The organism is Aliidiomarina quisquiliarum, from assembly GCF_023922585.1.
GTDB lineage: Bacteria > Pseudomonadota > Gammaproteobacteria > Enterobacterales > Alteromonadaceae > Aliidiomarina > Aliidiomarina quisquiliarum.
In genome coordinates, this window is record NZ_JAMFTN010000029.1 from 1 (window position 1) to 24,466 (window position 24,466).

Annotated in this window: 18 protein-coding genes and 1 pseudogene; 8 read left to right on the forward strand and 11 right to left on the reverse strand. The window is 46.6% G+C overall.

Going from position 1 to position 24,466, the window contains the following annotated elements:
• Positions 1–325, forward strand: a pseudogene (locus M1L23_RS12400) (hypothetical protein); the annotation flags it as partial.
• A 45-nt stretch (positions 326–370) separates the two neighbouring features.
• Here M1L23_RS12400 and M1L23_RS12405 read toward each other — a convergent pair.
• The 8 genes from M1L23_RS12405 to M1L23_RS12440 all read right to left on the reverse strand — a co-directional run bounded on the left by M1L23_RS12405 (position 371) and on the right by M1L23_RS12440 (position 9,621).
• Positions 371–2,572, reverse strand: coding sequence for a S41 family peptidase (locus M1L23_RS12405; protein ID WP_252627758.1), 2,202 nt, complete (start codon positions 2,570–2,572; stop codon positions 371–373).
• A 138-nt stretch (positions 2,573–2,710) separates the two neighbouring features.
• Entirely contained in the window at positions 2,711–3,424 is a 714-nt protein-coding gene (locus M1L23_RS12410) for a response regulator (protein ID WP_252627759.1), read from the reverse strand.
• Complete coding sequence (locus M1L23_RS12415; protein WP_252627760.1) at positions 3,421–4,857, reverse strand: ATP-binding protein; 1,437 nt, start codon at positions 4,855–4,857, stop codon at positions 3,421–3,423. The genes M1L23_RS12410 and M1L23_RS12415 overlap by 4 nt, the downstream gene beginning before the upstream one ends.
• Positions 4,854–5,840, reverse strand: coding sequence for an exo-alpha-sialidase (locus tag M1L23_RS12420; protein WP_252627761.1), 987 nt, complete (start codon positions 5,838–5,840; stop codon positions 4,854–4,856). The genes M1L23_RS12415 and M1L23_RS12420 overlap by 4 nt, the downstream gene beginning before the upstream one ends.
• A gap of 20 nt (positions 5,841–5,860) precedes the next feature.
• Positions 5,861–6,442, reverse strand: coding sequence for a PqiC family protein (locus M1L23_RS12425; protein ID WP_252627762.1), 582 nt, complete (start codon positions 6,440–6,442; stop codon positions 5,861–5,863).
• Positions 6,442–8,091, reverse strand: a complete 1,650-nt coding sequence (pqiB, locus tag M1L23_RS12430) for an intermembrane transport protein PqiB (RefSeq protein WP_252627763.1) — start codon at positions 8,089–8,091, stop codon at positions 6,442–6,444. Before pqiB ends, M1L23_RS12425 begins: the two co-directional genes overlap by 1 nt.
• Positions 8,081–9,367 carry a paraquat-inducible protein A gene (locus M1L23_RS12435; RefSeq protein WP_252627764.1) on the reverse strand — a complete coding sequence of 429 codons (1,287 nt, stop codon included), beginning with the start codon at positions 9,365–9,367 and terminating at the stop codon, positions 8,081–8,083. The genes pqiB and M1L23_RS12435 overlap by 11 nt, the downstream gene beginning before the upstream one ends.
• Complete coding sequence (locus tag M1L23_RS12440) at positions 9,364–9,621, reverse strand: accessory factor UbiK family protein (RefSeq protein ID WP_252627765.1); 258 nt, start codon at positions 9,619–9,621, stop codon at positions 9,364–9,366. The genes M1L23_RS12435 and M1L23_RS12440 overlap by 4 nt, the downstream gene beginning before the upstream one ends.
• A gap of 124 nt (positions 9,622–9,745) precedes the next feature.
• Here M1L23_RS12440 and rep point away from each other — a divergent pair, with 124 nt between their 5' ends.
• Positions 9,746–11,764 carry a DNA helicase Rep gene (rep, locus tag M1L23_RS12445; protein WP_252627766.1) on the forward strand — a complete coding sequence of 673 codons (2,019 nt, stop codon included), beginning with the start codon at positions 9,746–9,748 and terminating at the stop codon, positions 11,762–11,764.
• A 24-nt stretch (positions 11,765–11,788) separates the two neighbouring features.
• Here the strand turns inward: rep and M1L23_RS12450 are convergent, their stop codons facing one another.
• Both M1L23_RS12450 and M1L23_RS12455 read right to left on the reverse strand, forming a co-directional pair.
• Positions 11,789–14,413 carry a bifunctional diguanylate cyclase/phosphodiesterase gene (locus tag M1L23_RS12450; protein WP_252627767.1) on the reverse strand — a complete coding sequence of 875 codons (2,625 nt, stop codon included), beginning with the start codon at positions 14,411–14,413 and terminating at the stop codon, positions 11,789–11,791.
• Between the two features lie 178 nt (positions 14,414–14,591).
• Positions 14,592–14,990, reverse strand: coding sequence for a c-type cytochrome (locus M1L23_RS12455; RefSeq protein WP_252627827.1), 399 nt, complete (start codon positions 14,988–14,990; stop codon positions 14,592–14,594).
• Between the two features lie 199 nt (positions 14,991–15,189).
• Between M1L23_RS12455 and dinB the strand changes: the two genes are divergently transcribed.
• The gene (gene dinB / locus M1L23_RS12460; protein ID WP_252627768.1) at positions 15,190–16,263 is read left to right on the forward strand and encodes a DNA polymerase IV; all 1,074 of its coding nucleotides are present in this window, start codon (positions 15,190–15,192) and stop codon (positions 16,261–16,263) included.
• Here dinB and M1L23_RS12465 read toward each other — a convergent pair.
• Positions 16,260–18,434 carry a S46 family peptidase gene (locus M1L23_RS12465; protein WP_252627769.1) on the reverse strand — a complete coding sequence of 725 codons (2,175 nt, stop codon included), beginning with the start codon at positions 18,432–18,434 and terminating at the stop codon, positions 16,260–16,262. The two genes, dinB and M1L23_RS12465, sit on opposite strands and share 4 nt — an antisense overlap.
• A 200-nt stretch (positions 18,435–18,634) precedes the next feature.
• On the opposite strand from M1L23_RS12465, the gene purE reads away from it, so the two are divergent.
• From purE to cdd, 5 genes are all read left to right on the forward strand, one after another.
• Positions 18,635–19,126: a 5-(carboxyamino)imidazole ribonucleotide mutase gene (purE, locus tag M1L23_RS12470; protein WP_252627770.1), complete on the forward strand. Its 492-nt coding sequence runs from the start codon at positions 18,635–18,637 to the stop codon at positions 19,124–19,126.
• Entirely contained in the window at positions 19,123–20,211 is a 1,089-nt protein-coding gene (locus M1L23_RS12475) for an ATP-grasp domain-containing protein (protein ID WP_252627771.1), read from the forward strand. The genes purE and M1L23_RS12475 overlap by 4 nt, the downstream gene beginning before the upstream one ends.
• Before the next feature lie 81 nt (positions 20,212–20,292).
• Complete coding sequence (locus M1L23_RS12480) at positions 20,293–22,623, forward strand: EAL domain-containing protein (RefSeq protein ID WP_252627772.1); 2,331 nt, start codon at positions 20,293–20,295, stop codon at positions 22,621–22,623.
• On the forward strand, positions 22,550–24,037 hold the full coding sequence (glpK, locus tag M1L23_RS12485; protein ID WP_252627773.1) for a glycerol kinase GlpK: 1,488 nt from the start codon (positions 22,550–22,552) through the stop codon (positions 24,035–24,037). Before M1L23_RS12480 ends, glpK begins: the two co-directional genes overlap by 74 nt.
• Positions 24,038–24,070: 33 nt before the next feature.
• Positions 24,071–24,463 (forward strand): cytidine deaminase, encoded by a 393-nt coding sequence (cdd, locus tag M1L23_RS12490; RefSeq protein ID WP_252627774.1) that lies wholly within the window; start codon positions 24,071–24,073, stop codon positions 24,461–24,463.
• Positions 24,464–24,466 lie beyond the last annotated feature (3 nt).

Genomic DNA, 24,466 nt, shown 5'->3' on the forward strand with positions numbered 1-24,466 from the left:
TAAGATGTCTTCTGGGGAATCACAGCCGACAAGCAGCTGGTCGATGAGTTTGTCTGATATTGGCATTCTGATATCCTTCTTCGATATTGTTAAGAATGCCATTTACACAGATATTTTTACACTCTCGTTCAAGCTTTCCATGCTAGGTGTTACAAAACGACGGTCACTAATATCTGTGGAGTATATTGCCCTTTTGGTTGGCTGTATTTCTTGGCTGTTACCTGTAACTAAAGCGCCTAATATGTTTGCTACACCTGCGTTGTTTTTATGTGCCTATTTAATTAGTAAGCTTATAACCAAGGCCGACAAAGAAAAGCTGTGGTGATACTCCTTACTAACAATAATTGTGCCCTTATGCGGGCACAATGCTTTAGTTACTGTTTGTTTCAAACCATTCTATAGCTTTATCTACTAAAACATCACGGCCGCTTTGAATGTCTTTCATAGTTGGCAGCACATAAATGTCGGGCACAATCCCTACCTGCTGTACGTCGTTACCTTCAGTATCCAACACTCTTAAGCCGGTAAAAAACACTGACGTTCCGTCTGGTAAAAGCAAACTTCTTATATTGCCAATGGCACCTGCCGTGGTACTACCAAGCACCAGGGTACGTGGTAGCTCTCGCCAAGCCATCACACTAAACTCAGCCTGACTCATGGTTGCTTCATCAACTAATATTATTATAGCTTCAACTTCTGCTAAATAATCTGAATCGGCGGGTTCTAACGTTGGTTGAAAATCAATGAGCTGCACCTGCCCTGGCGTTGATGGGTCCACTTGCGCTAGTTGTGCAAACTCCAGCGGTTTATGTGTTAGACGCCCGCCCACGTCATACAATACAAAGTCGTGCGGGTATCCGCGTGCATCAATAATCATTTTGCCAGTACTACGAACCTGCTCAAAAGCCTCATCGACGCCGTCCCAATTTAAACCCGCTAGCTTTATATAAGTAATATCACCCTTTAGTAGCTGTACTGAATCACCCAGCAGCCCGTGGTCGCCTGCTACTAGCCTAGCCTCCACATAATTGCCTACTTCAACCTCTATTTCTTCTCCGTCTCTACCAACAAGTAGTCTGCTAGGTAGTGATTCACACTCTCTACTCAATAATTTATTCGATAAATAATAGTGGCCAGACATGGCATTACTCGCAGGGAAAGCAGGCAGTAGTTGTTGTAATTTGTTTTCCAAATTTACCCCATCGATAGCAAGCAGCAAGTCTCCTAGCTTGAGTTTGTCCGCTGCTAACATGTCACCATGCAACTGGGTAATCACAAGCTGGGAGTCTAAGTAACGAACCGTTACAGGTTGTTGGCATCTTCCTGCAGTGAAAACGCTTGGGCGCAGTTCGGCGTGACCATCGTTAAGCTGTGAAGTGAGTGATTGCATTACAAAGTGAAAGTCTGCCTGAGTATTGGCTTGGGAAATTTTTTCTATATACGTGGGTAAATGGGCATGCCAACTTCCCTCTAACTGTTGCTGATACGGAAACCAATATTCAATAACATTCCACAACCGTGCTAAAGCAAGCAGCCGTAGTTCGTGCTCAAAGCCTGCCGCATCTATCTTGTTTTCTGCTGCATAAGTTGTTAATCCCATACTGTCCGCAAATGCGTAACGGCTCTCGCCAAACTTATAACGGTTCATAGCCAATTGCTGTAAAGCTTCTGCTATAACGTCACCATAGGTTTCCTGTGCGGCATGCCAGTCACTAGCGTTCAATTCGAGTATTTGATGAGTTGGCGTATGGAGTTCTTCAGTGGGGTAGCTTGGCGTTCCTGCCGTTTCTAACAGTGTTGTTAACGCCTGAGATAGGTCGTTTTTCTCGAGCAAAAGGTGTAATGACTCTATAAAGGATAAATCCCAATCATATTGGCCACCGGCTACATTCGGGTGGAAGTATTTTATAAACCCCCATACTTTGATTAGTTCAGCTAGCTGTTCTGCGCTCTGCCTACTCAGTTCAGACCAAGCTATATCAACAGGATCTAAGCTTGCCAGTTTCTTACTAGTAGATGAGGCAACCAAGTCGGGCGTGTCCGGTAAATAAACGACCTTCTCTCCATCAGCCCAAAGCTCAATGTCACTTAACCAAGCTTGGCCTGGGCCATACAGATCTGCACCAAACAAGATAGAGTCCGCATGTGGCGACACCTTTTGAATGATTCGCACCTGCTGCCATTCTGCACCCTCGTCTACAACAAAATCACTATTACTAAACTCCAGTCTTTGTCTGTTTATGTCTTGAAAGAGGCTGAGTTGAAGCCCTATTCCTCCTTCTGCACGCTTAACTTTCACCCTTGCCCTAAGCTCAATTTGTTCTGCTTTAAAGTGAAAAGGGATGCGTTGAAATACCCAGCTTTCGCCATTAGGAGCATGCTCAGGTATAACTAATCGAACACTGTTTTTACCCTGATAGAGTTCATCACTATCAATAAATACATGGTCTGGCGAAGAGAACGTCCAGCCTACGGGCTTACCATCCTCGCCTTTTTTAAAGTCATACATTACCTCGTTTGCATGTGCACCCATGCAAAAGATAAGGAGTAATAACAGCATCCAATGTTTCATTATTACGCACCTCAAGATTTACTTAGCTTTATTGTTAGTAAAATGTTGCTAACTAATCTGCCATAAGGTTTTTTGGGCTGAGTGCTATTTACACGAACTTTACCCATTAGGAAATTTGATTTAACTGGAGAATAATTGCTACGAAGATGGCACTAACTTATAACCCATGCCATAAACCGACTGAATCAGCTCTCGCTTGGGAGCTGCTTCAGCCATTTTTGCCCGTAGGTTTTTAATATGGCTGTCGACGGTGCGGTCACTCACAATGCGGTGGTCGTCGTAGGCCGCGTTTATTAATTCGTTCCGCTTAAACACTCGGCCTGGTTTCTCATTTAATGTTGCCAGCAAACGAAATTCCACCACGGTTAAGGTTAGCAACACCCCGTCAATTCGCACTTCGAGTGCATTATGGTCAAGCTGTAAGGGGCTGCTTACTTTTTCCTGTTTTTTTCCTTGCCATTGAATTCGTCGCAACATAGCTTCCACCCTTGCTACTACTTCGCGAGGGCTAATAGGCTTTACTAAGTAATCGTCGGCGCCAAGCTTTAAACCAAGAATACGATCAAATTCGTCGTGTCGCGCGGTCAAAAAAAGCACCGGAACTTTACTGCGCTCGCGCAGCGTGCGGCATACTTCTAAGCCATCCATGCCGGGCATCATAATGTCGAGTAATATAAGTGCCGGCTCTGCTGCCTGCCCACCTTCTGCCAGCGCTGCTAGCATGGCTTCACCATGTTCAAACTCTCGGCATATATAACCTGCGTGAACTAGGTAGTCGCGTAAAATAGAGCGGATTTCTGGCTCGTCGTCCACCAGCCATATTTCAGCAGGGTGTGCGTTGGTTAAGCTCATACTTTACCCCGTGGTATTCTAAGCTCTACACTCAGCCCACCTAAAGGGCTAGGGGCAAAGCTAATACTGCCTTGGTGTGACTTCACAATACTGCGCACAATAGCTAAACCTAGCCCACTGCCGCCAGAGCTTCTGCTGCGGGCGCTATCGGGTCGGTACAAACGCTCGCCCAGCCTGGTGCACTGCTCAGCACTTAGCCCGGGGCTTGAATCTTCAAGGCGCCAGCTTACCTGCTCTGCGTTGGTAAAGTCTAAGGTGCAGTTAATGGTGCCAGGGCCGGCGGTATAACGCAGGCTGTTTTCTAATAGGTTGGTGAGTGCTTGTTGCAAACGTACTGGGTCTACGAACAGCTCATAAGGTGTACCCACTACATTGTAAGTGAGTACTAAACCGCTCTGTGCCGCTCGGTTTTTGTAGCCGTCAACTAGTTGCTTGGTTAAGGCAGACACGTCACAGAGTTCGTTTTGATACGCCAAGGCACCTGAGTCGGCCTGAGCTAATTGGTGCAAGTCTTCCGTTAAGCGCGCCAAATGGAGCACCTGTTGGTGTAGCCGTGCCTGATGCTTACTGTCGGCTTGGCGTATACCGTCTTGTACTGCTTCAATATCACCTTGCAGCACGGTTAATGGTGTACGCAGTTCATGGGCAACATCGGCTAGTAACTGGCGCCGCTGCTCTCTGCTAATAGCTAGAGTATTGGCTAAAGCATTCATATCGCCTGCAAGCACGCTAATATCGTCATTGCCACTGGCATCGGCTGTTGCCGCATATTCACCCTTGGCTAAGGCCCGACTTACTTTTGCCAGGGCTAAAAGCCGTTTACGCAATACAAAGCTAACCCCAATGGCCGCCAGTGCGGCTAATAACACTGCCAGTAGCCCTGCAAAAACAAAGGCGCTTGCTTGCTGCGCTTGGAATACCTCATCAATAGGGGCATTCGCCCCTTCTGGGCGCGGCGCATATAAGTGCCCAACCACTTTTGGTTCGCCTTGCGATGACCCAACCTGAGATAACCTAACAATAACGGCTACAGACACGGCGTTTTCTATAGGCTGGCCAAACACCGTGTCGCCACTTGGGGTTATTAAATGCAATTGGGTAAACGCCAGTTGAGTGTCTAGGTTTAGTTTATCAGGGTTAAAAAACACATCGCGTTGAATAGCTCGAAGGGTTTGCTGCCATTGGTTTAGATTATTGTTTTCTACTGCCGGCTGGCTGTGTTGCCGAGTGTTCTGTTGGCCATAGTAGTCGCCTAGCACCAGCGCCACTTGGCTTAATCGCTCGCGCTCTTGGGCAGCCAAATATTCAGTGAAGTTGTAAGAAAAATAACTGCGCACCCCGGTTAGCACAATGGCGACTAACAACAAGCTAGTGCCTGCTATAGCAATAAAAAACTGCCAGCGGGTACTTAAATAGCGCCAGCCAAGCTTCATACCGGCTCCGGTTTTAATTCGTTTAGCGGCACTGCGGCAAAATAAATGGCGGGTTTGGCTTTACCATAAGGGCTATTGGCGTGCGACGAATAATAACTCACATAAGCCGTGTTATTACGAACGATTAAACCTGCGTAGCTGGTGTCGCCTGCCGAAGGTAAGGTACCGCATTCAGTCAGTTCTCCCGTGTCGCGATTCACCCAAGCAAAACTGGTACGTGCCGAAGTAAGTTCGCCATCGGTATAACCATACAAGCGGACCACACTAAGCAAGCGGCCGTCGGTTAAACACACCATGACTGGCCCACCAATACGTTGGTTGCATTCACGCCACTGCCACTGGGTATAAGGCGGGGCTGCAGAGCCTAACAAGGCATGCTGGGGATCGCGCCGCAGTAAACACCATGCGGTACCGCTTTGATCAAAACACAAGCCGCTTTCATTGCTGTATTCATCGCGAATATGCTCGCCACGGAAGCGCTCAAGAATTTGCTGGTATTGTACGCCGTCTTGGGTGCTATAAAGCCGGGTGTGGTAGTCGCCGCCCACTTTATAAGCCACACCTAGGCCTGTGTTTCCTTGAAAAGCAACGCGCCACAGCCATAGGTCTTTTTCACCCACGGCGCTAGGCGCTTGCCACTGGCGGCCAGTGTTCGACTGCCAAGCGTACACTTGGTGCGAATAGCCATGGGTTTTGCGATCAACTTTAAATGCTGCTAGTAGCGTTAACTTCCCTTCCGGAGTAACAATTAAACTTGGATCTCTTAAATCTCCCTCAAGAGAAAACACTTGTATAGTACGCCAATGCTTACCCTCAACTGAGCGAATAAGGCGAATACGACCGTCGCCCGACACATGGTTACTGGCTTCTCGAAACACGCACCACCAAGCATTTTTAAACCAAGCTAAGTCGGTAAATGCATTGTGGGCTGCTTTTTGCCAAATGCGGCGAGCGGGAAACGCTGGCAACAAATTGTTGGTCATTATTCACCTTTTTGTTTCTGCTATTGGTAGCTTGCTGCTTGCACCTGCTCAGCCATGGTTACTAACACTTGGTGCCAAGTCGAACTTAAATCAGCCACCGCAGTTGCATAGCCTTCGCCATTTAACGGGGTTTTCAGATCAACAATACCCGTTATTAACTGGTCGTTTGCCATGGTGCGTAAAAACCACTGCACCCGCACTCGGCCAGCGTTGCTGTTGCTTACTTGGAAAGCGTCTACATACAAATCTAGCCGATAATTCATGTTATTTACATTGCCTGCGCTAGCTACCGGCACCCATTGGGCGTTCGGGTAAAGCTGGCTCATGGCTTGTCGTAGCTGGCGTTCCAGCTGGCGGTCTAAACGTTCGGCCCAGCGGTGTTGGCGGGTAATGGTCACTTCTGCATTACCTGTTTCTACCACCAACCCTGTGCCCGATATAAATTCAGCTAAGCGCACCGAGCCCAAGGCTACTTGAACACTAAGATTGCTACTTACTGGGCTGAAGTTCGGCTCTGCCAACAAATAATGCTTTAATTCTGGCGGTTTACTGGCACAGGCGGTTAAAAATAAAGCTATGAATACAACCAATAATCGCTGCATTAGTTACTCCCTACTTTTGGATCTTGCGGAATGCGCACGTCGAAAAACAATGCCCGTGGGCTGTCTCGCAAGGTTTCACTTAACGGCTCTAATTCACGCAAAATACTATTTAACTTTTCAATCGATTGGGTTAGCTCATTATATGCAGGCGCGTTGGTAGAGTAACCGGCAAACGTTTGCTCTAGCTCGTTTAAGGCGCTCACTAACACAGTAGGTAATTCTTGCATCGCATCTTGTTCAAGTAGCTTGTGTAGTTGCTCGCTAGTTTTATTAATAGTACGTAACGTTTGTTCAGAGTAGGCAAGTGTAGAAGTGGCCGTGTCAATAAACTCAGAAAACTTAATATTGTTTAAGCTATCCAACAGTGCGGTAAACTTTTGGTCTAGCTGCGTAAAACTATTAGTAACCGAGGGGAAATAGGCATAGTCGGTGACTAAGTTGGGTACCGTATAAACTTCATCAGGATAAAAATTAAGGTCGACGAATAACGCCCCAGTTAGTAAGTTACCTGCCCGCAAACTAGCCCGTAAGCCATTACGAAACATATCGTCCATGTCTTTTTTCCAATCTTCTAAAGTGGTTGCATTAATACTGCGATTAATACGCTCTGGTTCAAACCGAATAAGTATGGGAATTTTCATTTCTAGAATTGAATCGGTGTCGCCGTGAAGGCCCTGAAATGGCACTTCTTCCACTGTGCCTACCCGCACTCCTCGATATTCCACCGGAGAACCTTTATTTAAGCCACGAACACTGTCTTCCAACAAAATTACATAGTGAATAACTTCTGTGAAACGCGCCTGCCGTGCTTCTTCTTCATTTTGATACAGCTGAAATGAGGCATTGTTTGTTACCATTCCCGCTTGCGTATTTTCTTCAAACGCAGCAAAGCTTACTCCACCGCTTAGCAGCGACTCCAAAGAGCCAATGTCTACCCGAACACCTCTTGAACTTAGGTCTAACTGCGCGCCTGAATGCAGCCAAAAACGTACATCTGACGTTACCAAACTGTCGTAAGGTGCCTGTACAAAAAGCTGATAAGTCATTTGCTTGCTGGTGGGCTCAAATTCTACCTGCTCTATGCGCCCCACCGTATAGCCCCGATATAAAATCGGATCGCCAACGCCCAAATTGCTGGCATCGTCAGACTGTAAAACAATGCGAACACCTTCCATATCGGCGGGGGTAATAGGGGGTGCCGTTAAGGCCACAAAGTGATTTTTAGTATCGGCCGCACCACCCGGCTGCAACTGAATAAAGGTACCCGACAACAAGGTACTTAAACCACTAATGCCTTCGCGCCCTACGCGCGGTTTTTCAACCCAAAATTCCGTAGCACTATTCAGCATCCGGTCGGTGTCGCGGTACATACGAATATCGATCAGGGCAAAGTCGAAGGTGTCGGCCAAGCGCACTCCCTCTACTCGGCCTACTGCTACGTCTTGCGCTTTCACTAAGGTTTTACCTGCTTCGATACCTTCTGCGCGATCGACCTCTAGAGTAATCATCTGCCCTCGGCTAGTTACAGTGTCGTAGGCCATCCACACGCCAATGGCTAGCGCAACAATAGGTACCAGCCATACGGAGCTAATTTTACGACCAACCCGGCGTTCGGCACGCTCTATTTTTTGACGCGTTTCAATTTCCATAACCTTCCTGCTTTTGTTTGCTTAGTTCTTCCGAGCTTTGCTGCATGTTTGAGTCAACTGCGGCCCACAATAATCGCGGGTCAAAGGTCATAGCGGCAATCATTGTTATTATAACAACGGCGGCAAAAGCTGCCGCTGCCGCACCCGGGTAAATACTTAAAATAAGACCTGCTTGCATAAGTGCCACCGTAATTGCGACCACAAATACGTCGATCATTGACCAGCGGCCAATAATTTCTGTTATACGGTACAGCCGCATACGCCGTTTTGTTGCCATCGGCTGAGGGTGTGCCGCCAACCAGCACAAATAACTTAGCGCTATAATTTTAGCTATCGGCACAATAAAACTAGCGGTGAATATTATGGTGGCGATAACGTAACTTTCTGTTTCAATTAATTGCATAACACCACCCAGTATCGTCGAATATATTGTGCCGCCAATGGTTACGGTAGTCATCATTGGATAAAGATTGGCTGGTATATACAAAATGGTGGCGGCAACAATAAGCGCCCAGGTAGCCTGTAAGCGAAAGCGTGAAGGCGAAACTATTGACGCATGGCAGCGCCGGCACGCTGTTTCAGCCTCAGAATTTAATAACCCACAAGTTGGGCAACCCACTATGCCCTGGCTTGCAGCCGTTGCGCCCGTATAGGCCCCTGGCGGTGGTGCGGGCTCGTGTAACAATGCAAACCAAAGCCAGTCGGCGTCAACTAAACTAACGGTTCTAACCAAAAAAAACACATAAAAACAAAAGGCGACAAACGACCAACCAAGCTCTACATGGGCCATGCCCATTAGTTTGCCTATGCTTATAAGTACACCCAGCAAAAACACATCGGTCATTAACCATGGCTTTAACCCACTTAGCATACGGGCTAAAAAATGTGTGCCCGGTAGTTTGGTGCGCATAGCAATAGAGGCATATAGGTACACAATGGCGGCCAAAAAAAGCCCTGGTAAAATAACTATGGTTAGTGCAATAAGTAGGGCAAGAATGGGCCAGTCGTTAGTAAACATGGCTTGGGCGGCGTCGAACAAAACTATCTCTTGCTGTATACCCGCCATGGAAAAGGCTAAAAAAGAAAAGGGTAGGGTAAGCAACAACATTACCAATGCGCTGGCTGCATAGGCTAGAATACGCTGGGCGGGAGCGTCGTGACGATACACCAGTTCTCGCTCACAGCGTGGGCAATGGGCCGACTCGCCTGCCTTAAGTACTGGCAGTGCCATTACCCAATCACATTCAGGGCAAGCCCGCCAGCGTCGGCTACTCATGACGTTTGCGGCGACTCCGGTGTTTCAAGTGCTGTCAATCGTTGCTCGAGGGTATCGATACGCTGGCGTAGGTGCAGCACCATTTGTTTTTGCACTTCCAGTTCGTCTTGGGTAACAACGTCTAACCGCCCTAGCTGCTGTTGTAGTGTTTGCTTCACCTTGCTTTCAATATTATCCGCAGCACCTCGAACGCTAGCAGGAATACTGTCGGTTATTTGCTTTGCAAGCTGCTCTATTTTTTTACTATCGAACATAAGGTCTCCTAGCGACTACAAAATATAATAAATTAGGCTGTACTATATCACGCGCAATGACTGTCATTCAGCTTAGTATAAAATTCAGGTACAATTCCGTTCCTCATTCAAGCGAGTAAAGAGCATGCAATTAAACCCCCAACAACAAGCTGCGGTAGAATTCACCACGGGCCCTATGCTTGTGCTTGCGGGTGCTGGCAGTGGTAAAACCAGAGTAATTACAGAAAAAATAGCACATTTAATTACTCATTGTGACTACAATCCACGCAACATAGCGGCGGTTACTTTCACCAACAAAGCAGCGCGTGAAATGCGGGAGCGAATTGGCCAGCGCTTAGGTCGCGACAAAACCCGCGGCTTACGAGTGTCTACCTTTCATACTTTAGGGCTCGACATGATTCGGCGTGAAAGTATGCAGTTAGGCTATAAACCGGGCTTCTCTCTTTTTGACGACCAAGACACCTACGCTTTACTTAACGCCTTAAGTGAAGAAACCTTACAAGGCGACAAAGCCTTAATTCAGAAATTGCAGCAGCAAATAGGCAACTGGAAAAACTCCATGTTACTACCCGACACGCTGCACGTAGGTAACGACGCCGAAGAGCAGCTTTTTGCTCAGCTCTATGCCGACTACCAACACCACTTAAAAGCTTACAACGCGGTGGATTTCGACGACCTTATTTTATTACCAACCCTGCTGTTGTCTCAAAGCGAAAGCGTTCGTTTACGCTGGCAACAACGTATTCAGTATTTGTTAGTCGACGAGTACCAAGACACCAACACTAGCCAATATCAGCTAGTGAAATTACTGGTGGGCGAGCGCGGACGTTTTACCGCCGTAGGCGACGACGACCAAAGCATTTATTCTTGGCGCGGAGCGCAGCCAGAAAACTTAGCTTTACTGCAAAAAGACTTTCCAACCCTACGCGTAACCAAGCTAGAGCAGAATTATCGCTCCGTTGGGCGAGTGTTGAAAGCCGCTAACATTCTTATTGAAAATAACCCCCATGTGTTTGAAAAGCGTTTGTTTTCAGAAATGGAGTATGGCGAGCCCCTGCGGGTTATTTACGGTCGCAATGAAGATAATGAAGCTGAACGGGTGGTGGCAGAAATTGTTCGTGAGCGCTTTTTACACCAAACGCGCTATGGTGAATATGCGGTGCTGTACCGTGGCAACCATCAATCTCGCCCCTTAGAAAAAGCATTAATGGCGAACCGCATCCCTTATAAAATTACCGGTGGCCAGTCATTTTTTGCTCGCGCCGAAGTAAAAGACATTATGGCTTACCTACGGTTAGCCGTGAACCAAGACGACGACAATGCCTTGCTGCGTGTTATTAATGTGCCGCGCCGTGGCATTGGCCCGCAAACCCTTGAGCGAATTGGTCAGTTGGCGCATCAAGAAAAATGTAGCTTATTTGCTGCTTGTGAACATTTCGGGTTAAAAACCATGTTGGGCACGGCCGCTTATAATGACGTGCAAGAATTCACCCACATTATTGACACCGCTAGGCGAGCCGCTACCGGCGACACCATAGATGTGATAGAAGCGGTTAAAAACTTAATTCAAGCCACGGGTTACGAAGACTATTTGTTTGAAACTAGCCCCAGCCCAACAGCCGCTGAAATGCGGGTTAAAAACATTAATGAATTATATCGGTGGGTGGTAGGCATGCTCGAAGGTGACGCCGAGCACCCCGCCATGAGCTTAGAGCAAGTTGTCGCGCGGTTGGCGCTGCGCGATATGTTGTCGCGCCAAGACAATGAAGACGACGGCGACCAAGTTCAGTTAATGACCCTGCATGCCTCTAAAGGTTTAGAGTTTCCTTATGTATTTATGATGGGTATGGAAGAAGGCTTGCTACCACACCAGGCCAGTATTGATAACGACGACATTGAAGAAGAGCGCCGTTTAGCTTATGTGGGAATTACTCGAGCACAGCAACGGCTTACCTTTACTATTGCCCGCGAACGTAGGCAATACGGTGAGGTTATTCGCCCCGAACCAAGCCGTTTTTTAATGGAATTACCACAAGACGATTTAGAATGGGAAGACAATAAAAAAGAGCCACTAACCGGTGAAGCAAAACAAGAGCGCAATGCTGCTCATGTGGCACGAATTCGGGCAATGCTTGGCGAATAAGCTTAGCGGCCAATAATAAATAGGCTAGGTGCCGGTACGTTTTACCTCAGCTTCAAGTACCGTTTCCCCTTCAACCCATTGTGCTGGCGAAACAAGTAATTGTCCCTGACCAAAATACACACCAAGGCCTTTTAACGCAGTAAGCTGGGCTTCATTTTCTATACCTTCTGCCGTTAGGCGAATGCCTAATTCTTGGCACAAGGTAACAATATTCCGCACCATTGCTTGCGCTCGCGGGTTTTTAGTAATTTGCGCCACAAAGCGATGATCAAGCTTAACCATGTGGAAAGGAAAGTTGTACAGGAAGTGGAGTGGCCCTGAGTTTCGGCCAAAGTCGTCTAATGCTAATTTAAAACCTAGTTCATTGAGCCGACGTAAGCTTGCCAAAATTCGGCGTGGTGTTTCGCCTAACAATGAACCTTCATCAAATTCAAACACTATAAAGGCAGGGTTCACACCACTACCTTGAACCAAGTCAGCCAGCCGCTGCACGTGGCGTGCCCGCAACAAGTGCTGAATCGACAAGTTAATATGTATGGGTATAATACTGTCTTCAGCACTGCCGCGGCCTTTTATGAGCTCGCATGCTTGCTGCACTACCCAAATATCTAATTCAAGGATTGCACCAGAGCGCTCCGCCAGGTCTAAAAAGTCGGCGGGGCTAACAATTTGCTTGCCTTTTTTCCAGCGCAACAACAACTCATAGCCAGCTACTGCTGTTCCCGTTAGATCGAGTAAAGGTTGGTACCACAGTACAAAGTCTTTATTTGCTTGCGCATGGCGTAATGCCGTTTCCTGATTAACTGCAGCAACAAGGCCACTACGTATGGTTTCGTCGAACACTACATAACGGCCACGACCAAAGCTTTTGGCTTGGTACATAGCAGCGTCGGCGTCGCGCAACAAGCGTTCAACCGTGTCACTTTTATCACGCCACGTGGCAATGCCTATGCTTGCACCAGAGAAGAGTTCTTTTCGATTTAATTTAAATGGCTTTTGCATTTCATTCACAATACGGGTGGCCACATCTTTGGCGTCATCTAAATGCGTAATGCAATCCAGTAAAATAACAAATTCGTCGCCGCCTATACGGGCTAGTAAGTCGTGCTCACGAATGGTACTGGCTAAGCGTTGGCTTACTTCAAGTAAAAACTTATCACCAGCCGAATGGCCTAAGGTGTCGTTAATGTTTTTAAAGCGATCTAGGTCAACAAACAATACGGCAAAGTATTCTTTGGTACGGCGCTTCTGTGAAATAAGTGTTTGTTTTACACGCTCAACAAACATAGCTCGGTTTGGTAAGCCCGTTAGGTTGTCGTGGTGAGCGTCGTGGTACAACTGCGCTTCAATAGTTTTACGCCGTTCAATTTCTTCTACTAATTCCTCGGTTCGTTCTGCAATACGTTTTTCAAGAAACACGTTCGCCCGCGCTAACCGCTCGGCCGAACGTCGACGCTCAATTGCAACCGCCACATGTTGCGAAACAAAGTTTAATAATTCGAGGTCTTCTGGGGCATAACTTTGCTCTTCACTATAGGTTTGTACTGCTAACATACCAAACACTTCGCCTTCCATAATAAGCGGTGAACCTAGCCATTCACGAGCAGGCTTACCATAGTTTTCACCAAGTACCACTTCACCCTGTAAAATAAGCTCGTCGCGCACTGCGGCATTAATAAAGGCAGGCCGACCATGACGCAATACATATTCTGTTAAACCTTTTTGCAGTCGGCGCTGGCGTCCTTCGTAACCACTTTCGTCGACATAATATGGGAAATATACTTGCTTACCATTTTCCGTTAACAGCGCCACATAAAAGTTATCGGCATTAAGAAGTTTATCTATTTGAATGTGTAAGTCGCGGTAAAACGCCCGCATATCTTCTGCGGTATTGGTTAATTCTGAAATGGCATACAGCACACTGGTTTGCTGCTCAGCTTTTTCCCGCTCGCTAATTTCTTTCAGCAAATGCTCATTTGCAAAACGCAGCTCCGAGGTTTGGTGTTTTATTTCTGTTTCCATCCACTCTCGATGTTTAAAGCGCTCAAGCGCATTAACCACATGTTGCGACACAAACATTAGGAGCTCTAAGTCTTCGTCTTGGTAGCGCACTTCCTGCACATAGCTTTGCACTACCATGGCACCAATAACTTCGTCGCCTAAGGTTAACGGCACACCTAACCAGTCAACCGGCAATGAGCCTACGGTAATCACTTGGCCTTGTTCAATTAAGTCTTCAATAGTTTCTTTGGTGGCAAGCATAGGTTCGCCGGTGCGCAATATATAACCTGTTAGGCCACGCATAAGTACTTCAACTGGAATTTCGGCTACATAATCGGCCGAATCATATTCGTCGGAAAAATAAGGAAAGCTAAACGACGTACGATTTTCGTTGTACAAGCAAATATAGAAGTTACGGGCCGCCATAAGTTGCCCAACAATACGGTGCACCGACGCATAGAGCTGATCCATGCTTTGTGCTGAAGAAGCGAGTTCTGAAATACGAAAAAGGGCCTGCTGAACTACTTCAGCCTGCCTGTATTTTTGGGTGAGTGCTTTTAACCTTTCAATTACTTTTTCTAACCGGCGTACTTTTTCTTCGGAACTAACAGCCACCCCATGTGATTTCTTAGTAAAAGACGAATTCACGCTGCTCTCTCGCTCTTGAATGTGGCATTCATCGTTGACGGTGTTGTATTTTTGTTCTTTAAATTACCACGAACTGAGTATAACTTGAGCAAGGAAAGATGAAAAGGATTCTAGTGAATTTGCGCAAAAAAAACCGTCTTTTGACGGTTTTTTTGTTAACTACTTGATTATTTTGAGGTTATACACCTTCGATCATGTACTCAATTGCGGCCAAAATCTCTTCATCTGAGCACTTTGTACACGTTCCGCGGGGTGGCATAGCGTTTAAACCGTTAATAGAATGTTCTAACACAACGTCCATACCTTGCGCCAAACGTGGTGCCCAGTCTTCTGCATTGCCTAACCGCGGCGCTCCTAATACACCGGTGGTATGACATGCCACACAAGCTTGGTTGTACACTTGTTCGCCTGAACGCACACCAGAGGCCTGTGCCTGCTGCCCAGCTGCTTGCTCGGCGCCAGCAATACGCACTTGTGCTGCAGGTTTAATTCTCTCTGCAATAGCTTCGCGAGACATATCTTGGCTAAAAGCCATAACGCTACCCGCTGTCGCGACACCAACGATAATAGCTAGCATATGTTTCCACTTAAATGCCGTTGAAATTTTCACAATGAGCTCCTGAGCTTTCGATACAGCTAAGACTAATAATAAGAATAGTTCGTATTATACGATTTTCAACCTCTAAGGTAAATAAGTTGATACAACTTATAGCAGCACTTTCTTTTTTGCCTATATGGTAAGATTTAAGTTGTTTAAAATGTAAGGGAGGCCATTTGTGGTCCACACCACCGAGCGTAAAATTGCCTTGCTTGATCTCGACGCATTCTTTGCCGCTGTTGAGGTGAAAAAAGACCCTGCCTTAAAAAATGTGCCCTTTGCTGTTGGCGGTGGCGGCGAACGCGGTGTGGTTGCAACCTGTAACTATATTGCCCGTCAATTTGGTGTGCGCAGTGCTATGTCGGGCTATCAAGCAAAACGGCTATGCCCCAATTTAATTTTTGTTAAGCCCGACATGCCCAGCTATAAAACCATGTCTAAGCAAGTACTAAACATTATTTCTCGTTACACCCCTATTATAGAGCCTGCGTCTATCGACGAATTTTATTTAGACTTATCTAATGTTCGCTTACATCACGGTAGTGCTACCCTCATTATGGAAGCTATTCGGGCTGAATTACGTGCGTTAGGCATTAGTGGCTCTGCGGGTATATCGAACCAGAAAATGGTAGCCAAAATTGCCTCCGATGAAAACAAACCCGACGGCCAATGTGTAATTCCGCCACACCAAGTATTGTCTTTTATCGCCCGTTTGCCCTTAGGCCGTATACCTGGCATTGGCCCAAAAAGTAAAGAACGTTTAGCCCACGCAGGCTTTTATACCGGAGCTGACATTCAGGGCATTGACGTTACAAAGCTACAGCAAGTGATTGGCGAAAGTAGCGGCTTTGTTCTTCACCAACGCTGCCATGGCATTGATTTACGCCCAGTTAACACCAACCGCATTAGAAAACAAATTAGTGTTGAAGACACCTTCCCACGCGACATTAACCAGCGCCGCGAAGGCGAACACATTCTCACCAATCAGCTACTGCCCGCCTTGCGTAAACGGTTACCCAGCACTCATTGGCAAGACACACGTATACGCACCCAAACTGTAAAACTACGGTTTTCCGACTTTCAGCAAACCACCGTTTCACGGGCAGCGAATAAAGTGTCACCTTCATTGTTTTATCAACTGCTCGAAGAAGCATGGCTGCGCAAAGGCGAACGTAGCGTAAGACTTATTGGGGTGGGGGTAACACTGCCCGATCCGAACGAAAACAGGCAGCTAGAATTAGATTTAGATTAAGGCGTTAATAAAGGTTTTACTCGGCAACTAACCGCTTGCTGCGGTTTACTATCAGTAAAACCTAACTCAGCTAATAACTCCGTTGCACCTTCGTAATAACCTAGAATCCATAATAAATATCGAATATCTACGTGTACTAAACGATGACGATTACGCGCATAAATCCAATCACTCATGGTTGATTCTGCCATCAGGTCAAACACCAAGCCCACTAAATGCCCTTGTGAATCAAAGGTTGGAGCCCCAGAACTTCCTAAGGCGCCGTCGGCGGTGGAAATGAAGTTCACCGTAACCGAACCACGGGCTTGGTTTATAAAACATTTTTTGCCATGGCGTGTTAAAGCACGCCGAAACGAACTAGGCAGGTTGCTATCTTTTTCCGCCTGTAGGTGATCTCGAAACACATCTAAATAGGTGAGAGCCAAACGAAAGTTGTTTGGATCAGGGTCTGGCCGGTAGCCCAGCACCTGCCCTTCGCTAATTCGTAAGGTGCGATTGGCATTAGCAGGTAACACTCTGCCTTGGGCTTGGTCGTACTCTCGCTGTGCAGCCATCATTCTGGGCCGGGCAAAAGCAATACGGCCACGGCTTTCAATTTCGCGAGCATCAATGGCCAACCGTTCTGTAGCTGTTGCTGTTGCAAATTGTAGCCATGGGTCGTACGAATTTTCTACAGCTACTAGCGACTTGCTAAACCAACCTTGTCGCACCTCATCGTCTAATAATTTAGGCGCTTTATAAAGTTCAGCTACGCGAGAACGAATACTACTTTCGGTGCTTTCACTGCTGAGGGAAAAAAATGCCATAACTGTTTGCGACTGCAGCGGCTCTGGTAGCGCCAAGTAACGCATAAGTAAATGCACCAGCATATTTTGCTCTAAGGTTAAATCGATACGGTTAGCGTAATTGTCTAACTGGGCGCGCAAACTGTATATGTCGCGCTGTTGAAAACCGCGGGCACGAATGTCTTCCGGAATACTTTGTTCATAGGCATAACGATGCACCAATAGCGCTGCGCCCGGCAGGCTTAATTCTTGCAAAAAATGCCACCACAATTGTTGCGGTAACCATTGCCTATTTTCTTGTAATTGTTGCTGAATAATCCACCAAGCCCCACCATATTGCTCTTGCCGTTCGGGCAACGCTAACCAAGTTAAAAGTTGTTCTTGGCTTTTTTCACTTTCTTGCTGTAATCCATGTTGCTGATATTCATTTAGCTGCGCTTCTATGTTCGTTATTTGATTACGCAAACGAAATAATGTGGGTTGAAAGCGCACTTTCAGCTGGCTGTCGTCGCCAACATAAGTCGCAATAATTTGTTCGAAGTCTTGCAAGTAAGTAAGCATTGCTGGGTACTGCTCGCTAAACGCCCATTGCATTTCTGCTGCGGTTCTAAAGCGTTGCGTGGTCCCCGGATAACCCGCTACCCGAACAGCATCAAAAAAAGTTAAATGTGAGTCGGCAACTTGGGCTACCTCGACAGGTTGGTAAGGTACATTGGAGGCAGCAAAATCGGCGGCATTACCATTCGGCGCCACATACACGCGCATTACGGCAATGTCGGCAGCAAAGCGGGGCCACTGCCAATTTGCAGCATCGCCGCCATACATAGCAACCGCTGCAGGGGCCACATAAACCAAGCGCACGTCTCGTAATTGGCGTTCGCGCACCAATAAATAATGTAATCCGTCTTGGTGCTCTTGTACCTGACAGTTCACATTCGGCTCGGCTTCGCACGCTCGCAACAAAGCATTTCGGTTGCGGGTTAAATGCAAGTGTCGGTCACGTGGTGCCATTGTGGGGTAGGTGTTTTTAAGCATTCTGGCTGTCACGTCTTGCTGGCTTAGGGTAATCGAAGCAAAAAAACCAGGCGCTGCTGGCAGCTCTTCCGCTAAAGTTCGCGCTAGAAAGCCTTGGTCACGAATTTTATGTTGTTCGTCGCTGCGTAACTGCATTGTTTCTTCAATACAATGGGCGTTTGTTAACAGTAGCCCTTGCTCAGAAACAAACACACCACTGCAAGCCCCCACTCGGGCAACCGCAGTTAAAGGTATATTTTGCGCCAATTCGGGCTGCTCCGAAGCTAACCACATACCTTCCGAAGCTGACACTATAGGCATTAAAGCAAGCGCCCCTGCAGCGATAAAAAGTCGTTGTATCAAAGGCGTCATAGGTTTACCTGAAACATCAAACCACCAGCCTGCATTATTAGCCTTAGTACTAGTGTGAGTTAATTGTTGTCGATACTATACCTTAATGACCTGATTTTTAAGTAGCCGACAATTAAAGTTAGTCAACTTACTTTTCATGCTTTCGGTTAAATTTCCTGCTATAATCCGCGCCTTTCATAGGGCACACAAGGGGCTTAACAATGGCTTCAGTACTTATTTTAATGGGTTCAAAGTCTGACTGGCCGGTCATGCAGCACGCTGCCGCCATGCTTAAAGACCTTGGCGTACAATGGGAAGCTCGCGTGGTTTCTGCACACCGCACCCCCGATTTATTGCAAACATCCATGGCTGAAGCCGAAGCCAGTGATGTGAAAGTAGTGATAGCCGGTGCAGGCGGTGCAGCTCATTTACCTGGCATGCTTGCAGCGTATACTTATTTGCCTGTTTTAGGTGTACCTGTACCGTCGAAGCAACTCAAGGGGCTTGACAGCTTACTATCAATTGTCCAAATGCCAAAGGGCGTGGCTGTTGGTACTATGGCTGTAGGCCAAGCTGGTGCAGCAAACGCAGGTTTATTGGCGGCACAAATTTTAGCCACCTTCGACAGCAAGGTGCAAGAAGCAGTTCGTAATTTCCGTATTACGCAGCGTTCAGCTGTTATTGAAAACAGTACCTTGGAACTCGATTCATGAAGGTGCTCATTCTCGGCAATGGTCAATTAGGCCAAATGCTCGGCCAAGCCAGTATTCAGTTAGGCGACGAGTGTTTACTAATCAATACTCGTACCAATGAAGTAATGCCCGTTGGTTCACACCAAGCTTTAAACTGGTCGGTGAACGACGCGATGGCATGGGCCGACGTGATTAGCTGGGAACATGAGCAAATTTCTGATCAACACGTGGCGCTAGCAAAAAACAAGCTGCTAACCGACCCAGCACAAATTAAGCCGCTTACTCACCGACAGCATGAAAAAGCAATGTTCGACCGTTTAGGCTTAGGCACTGCTCCTTGGCAAGCCTTTAACAACGCAGACGAACTGGCTGCTATTTTGAATAACTGGCAAGGTCGCGCTGTTATTAAAGCAGCTGAAGGTGGTTACGACGGCAAAGGCCAATGGCGCTGGCAGCCGGGCGACAGCGTTCAACCATTACTAGATACCGCAGGGCAACAACCCGGCATTGTTGAAGCCATGATTCCCTTTAGCTGTGAAGTGTCTATTGTTGGTGCTCGCACTAAAACGGGTGAAATCCATTGCTACCCGCTGGCTGAAAACATTCACCGCGACGGCATTTTAAGCCATACGCTAGCGGGTGTTAGTGTATTACCTCCCCACCTACAAAGTGTTGCTGAACAGTGGTTTGCTACCTTAACTGCCGACTTAGGCTATGTGGGTACCTTAGCCATTGAATTTTTCGTGGTTGGCGAAGGCAACACAGCTCAATTATTAATAAACGAAGTAGCTCCACGAGTGCATAACAGCGGCCACTGGACCTTAACCGGCTCAAATTGCAGCCAGTTTAGTTTGCACATGCGGGCAATTACCGGTGCCCCTATTCCACCGTTAACACTTCAGCCTACGCTTATGTTGAATGTCATCGGGGTAGCCAGTATTCCCGCTCATTTTTGGCAACATGCGCACGCGGCCCCATTTTGGTACGGCAAAGAACACCGCCCTGGCCGTAAAGTTGGCCATATTAATATTGCTCTGGGTGAACACGAACAAGCTCAAGCTTGGGTTGATCAATATGCGGCGCCTTTGCAAATACTAAGTAAATAAAATTTTAATAAAATGATCTAATAGCTGCGTACATACGTTTAATACGCTTAGACCGTAAATACATACTTATTAAGCGTAGCCATGAATTCTATTAGCTCATATCAAACCTCAGCAACTAATGCTGGCTCTTTTGGCCAACCCGAAAGCAATCAAGCACACTTACTGCGAGCTCTTCAATGGGTTGTTTTGCCCATTTTGCTGATTGCTATGGCCGAATGGAGTCGCAGTTTTAGTATTAATGGCACCGAAATGTCGGCCATTTGGCCCCCTGCCGGCATTTTTATAGGTGCTTGCCTAGCTTTAGGCTATCGCGCTTTATGGTCGCTGGTACCCGCACTACTGTTTTGGTCATTATTCACACAAGGCATGCCAATTAGCTTAGCCATAGCTGGAGTTGCCGGATTAACCATAGGCGCTAGCCTTGCTACTTGGCTTATTCGGCGTAGCCGTAAAGCGCTTCACCCACTGCAGCGTTTGAATCACTTGCCCAACTTGTATTTCAAAGGTGCCATTATTGGTGCTGGGGTGTCATCGCTAATCGGTGCTGCCGGTTATGCATTCAGCGTTCCGGAGTCTGCCGATTTCCAGATACAAGACTTGTGGTTAGTTTACTGGTTGTTTGAAGCACTAGGCGTTATTCTTTTTGCGCCTTTATTTGCACTGTTATTTTCTACGCCTAAACATGCCTTTATGGAAATTATTTCCGACTTCAAAGAGCGCCGTATTCAACTATGGTTGGTTCTTTCAGTAGCTGCCGTTGTTATAAGCATTATATTTAGTAAGTGGGGCGACCCGCGCTATGCGCCAGTTTTTTCGTTCGCACTGTTTCCGCTTATTTGTTGGTATGCCATTGTAGCTAAACCTACTAGCTTGCATCTTTGGATTCCGGTATTTGCTTCCGTTTTTGTTTATTTTTCAATTTATAATATTGGTGGTTTACCGCCAGTGCATGACTTTGAAGACTTATTGCGGGTTCTGCTGCAAGTAGGCATTTTATCAATAATGGCGCAACTGCTAGGTTCAATTAATCGCCATCGTAATCATTTACTAATGCGCTTTGAGAACCAAGCAAAAGAAGACTTCATGACCGGCCTTGCTAACGATAGGGGCATACATGAAGTACTACAGCGGCATATTACTGAAAGCGTCAATGGCCTCAATAACAAAGGCGTGTATTGGTTGGCCTATATAAAACTACCTGACTTTAATGTTGTTAACGAACTTTTTGGTGTAGCCGGCACAACAGCAATTGAGTTAGAACTAGCACAACAACTGCAACGTTTCTGCCCACATACAACAATTGCCCGGCTAAACCAAGGTAAGTTCGCCGTGCTGCAAACAGCCGACTCTTTTACTAGCATTGAAAGCCTAGCTATAGAATTGTATAAAAAAATAACTGCCAAAAAGAAACCTGGTAACTTGAGTGGCCAATTCCGTATCGCCATGGGCGTTATACCTATTAATGGCAGTTTAAATAGCCCTGAACAATATTTAAATTCAGCATCACATGCCGCTCGTATTGCGTTAACTAAAGTATTTAGTTTGCACTACTTACCGGCCCCAGAAAGTGTTGTCGATTCATATTATAAGTTGGCGGCTCGCTTTGAAGCTTTAAAGCTGGCAATTGAAAATGACACTCTGGTTCTTTATGGGCAAGAAATTCGCGCCCTACAACCTACTGATAAGCGCATATCGTTTGAAGTTTTAGTCCGCATGCAAGACACTGCTGGGCATATTCTCTCGCCCGCAGAATTTATTCCTGCGGCAGAAGCCTATGGCCTTATGCCAGCACTCGATCGTTGGGTAATAAAAAACAGTATTCACTATTTATCGCTCAACAAAACGAATTTAAGCAAAGTTGCAAAATGCGCCATTAATTTAAGTGGTGCTTCTTTATCTGATCCTGAATTAGCTTCGTTCATCGGTGCTTGTTTACAGCAATATAACGTTCCAGCTTGCTGTATAACCTTAGAGATTACTGAAACAGAAGCCATACGAAGCCCTACTCAAGCACTAAATTTTATTCACGACATGCACGACCTTGGCTGCAAAGTGGCCTTAGACGATTTCGGCACCGGCCTTGCTAGCTTCGACTATCTTCGTCAATACCCATTTGATGAGCTAAAAATTGATGGTGTTTTTATTCGCAACTTAGTAAATAACCCTGTTGATAAAAGCATAGTAAGTGCCATTTGCCATGTTGCTAAAACCATGAAATTACAAACTGTTGCTGAGTTCGTTGAAGACGTCGCTTTATCTAATTTATTAGCTGAACTTGGCGTTGATTTCGCACAAGGGTATGGTATTGGTAAACCACAGCCTTTAAGTGAGCTATTAAATGGACACGCACCAGCAGAAACTGATTTTAGCAATCGATCAGGGCACCACCTCAACGCGCGCCTTAGTTTTTAATGCACAATTAAAGGTAGTTGGCCGTGGTCAATACGAGTTTGCGCAACACTTCCCCCACGACGGTTGGGTGGAACATGATCCTGAAGACATTTGGCAAACTACTTTAAATGCCTGCCGCGATGCCATTAAAGCCAGTGGTGCTAGTGCTCAAAACATTGTTAGCATTGGCATTACTAACCAACGTGAAACCACCGTAGTGTGGGACCGCACTACCGGCAAAGCCATATACAATGCTATTGTTTGGCAAGACAGACGCACCGCCGACTACTGCCAGCAACTTAAAGACCAAGGACATGAAGAAGAAATTCAGCAACAAACAGGCTTGTTGCTTGACCCTTACTTTTCCGGCACGAAACTACGCTGGATTCTTGATAATGTACCGGGCGCCCGAAGCCGGGCCGAGCGGGGTGAACTTTGTTTTGGTACCATCGACAGTTACTTACTTTGGAAGCTGACCGGCGGTCAAGTACATAAAACGGACGCTAGTAATGCTTCACGCACCTTGCTTATGAACCTTACTAGCCGAACCTGGGAGCCGAATTTAATTGAATTATTTGCTATTCCTGCCAGTATGTTACCTAGCATTACCGACAACGCTGGCGATATCGGAATAACTGACCCAGTGTTATTTGGCGCCGAAATTCCTATTCACGCGCTTATTGGCGACCAACAAAGTGCACTGCTAGGGCAAGGCTGTATTAACACCGGGCAAGGCAAAAGCACCTATGGCACCGGTTGCTTTATGTTAGTAAACAGTGGTGCTGCCCCAGTTATTTCAAATAACCGTTTGTTATCAACGCTCGCTTGGCAATTAAACGGTAACGCCACCTACGCCCTTGAAGGTAGTATTTTTATGGCGGGCGCTATCGTGCAATGGCTGCGCGACAAGCTTGGCATTATTACCCAAGCCGCCGAAACGGAACAGCTCGCTGAACATGTGCCATGGCAACAAACTGAAATGCTTATACCTGCCTTTACCGGCCTAGGTGCGCCCTATTGGCAGCCGAATGCGCGCGCGGCTATTTTTGGTATGACACGCAATACTGGCAAAGAACAAATTGCCGCAGCTGCGTTGCGAAGTGTGGCTTATCAAAGCCAAGACTTACTACAAGCGATGATCGACGACGGGCAGCAAATTAAAGAGCTAAAGGTTGACGGTGGTATGACGGAAAACAAATGGTTTCTACAAGCCCTTGCCGACCTTACCCAATGCACTATTGTTCCTGCCGACAGCAGCGAAATTACCATTCGTGGGGCCGCTTTTTTGGCTGGGCTACAAGCAGGAATTTTCAATTCTATCAATAATATAAACGATTATACCGAGTCACATACCAGCTACTCTGGGCAATTAACCGAACAACAATGCCAGCAGTTATACCAACGCTGGTTGGCGGCTGTGGATAAAGTCCGCTAGAATAGCTTCCCATTAGCTTCAGAAGCACATGCTATGAACCAAGAACCGTTGTTTACCTTGGCTTACAAAGCCATGCAGCAGGCTTATTCGCCTTATTCTAACTTTCCTGTCGGTGCGGCCATTCAAACCGACCGTGGTAATTTTTATACTGGTTGCAATGTTGAAAATGCCGCTTATCCTGAAGGCACCTGCGCTGAAGCAGGCGCTATTGCGGCAATGGTTTTAGCCGGTGAACGCAATATAAAAGACATTTATGTAGTGGGTAAGGGCGAGCATTTGGTTTCTCCTTGTGGTGGTTGTCGTCAGCGCATTCGTGAATTTTCCTCCGCCGACACTCGCGTTCATATTTGTGGCCCTGAAGGCGTTCGTAAAATATTAACACTTCACGAATTGCTGCCTTTTTCTTTTGGTCCTGAGCATTTATAAAGG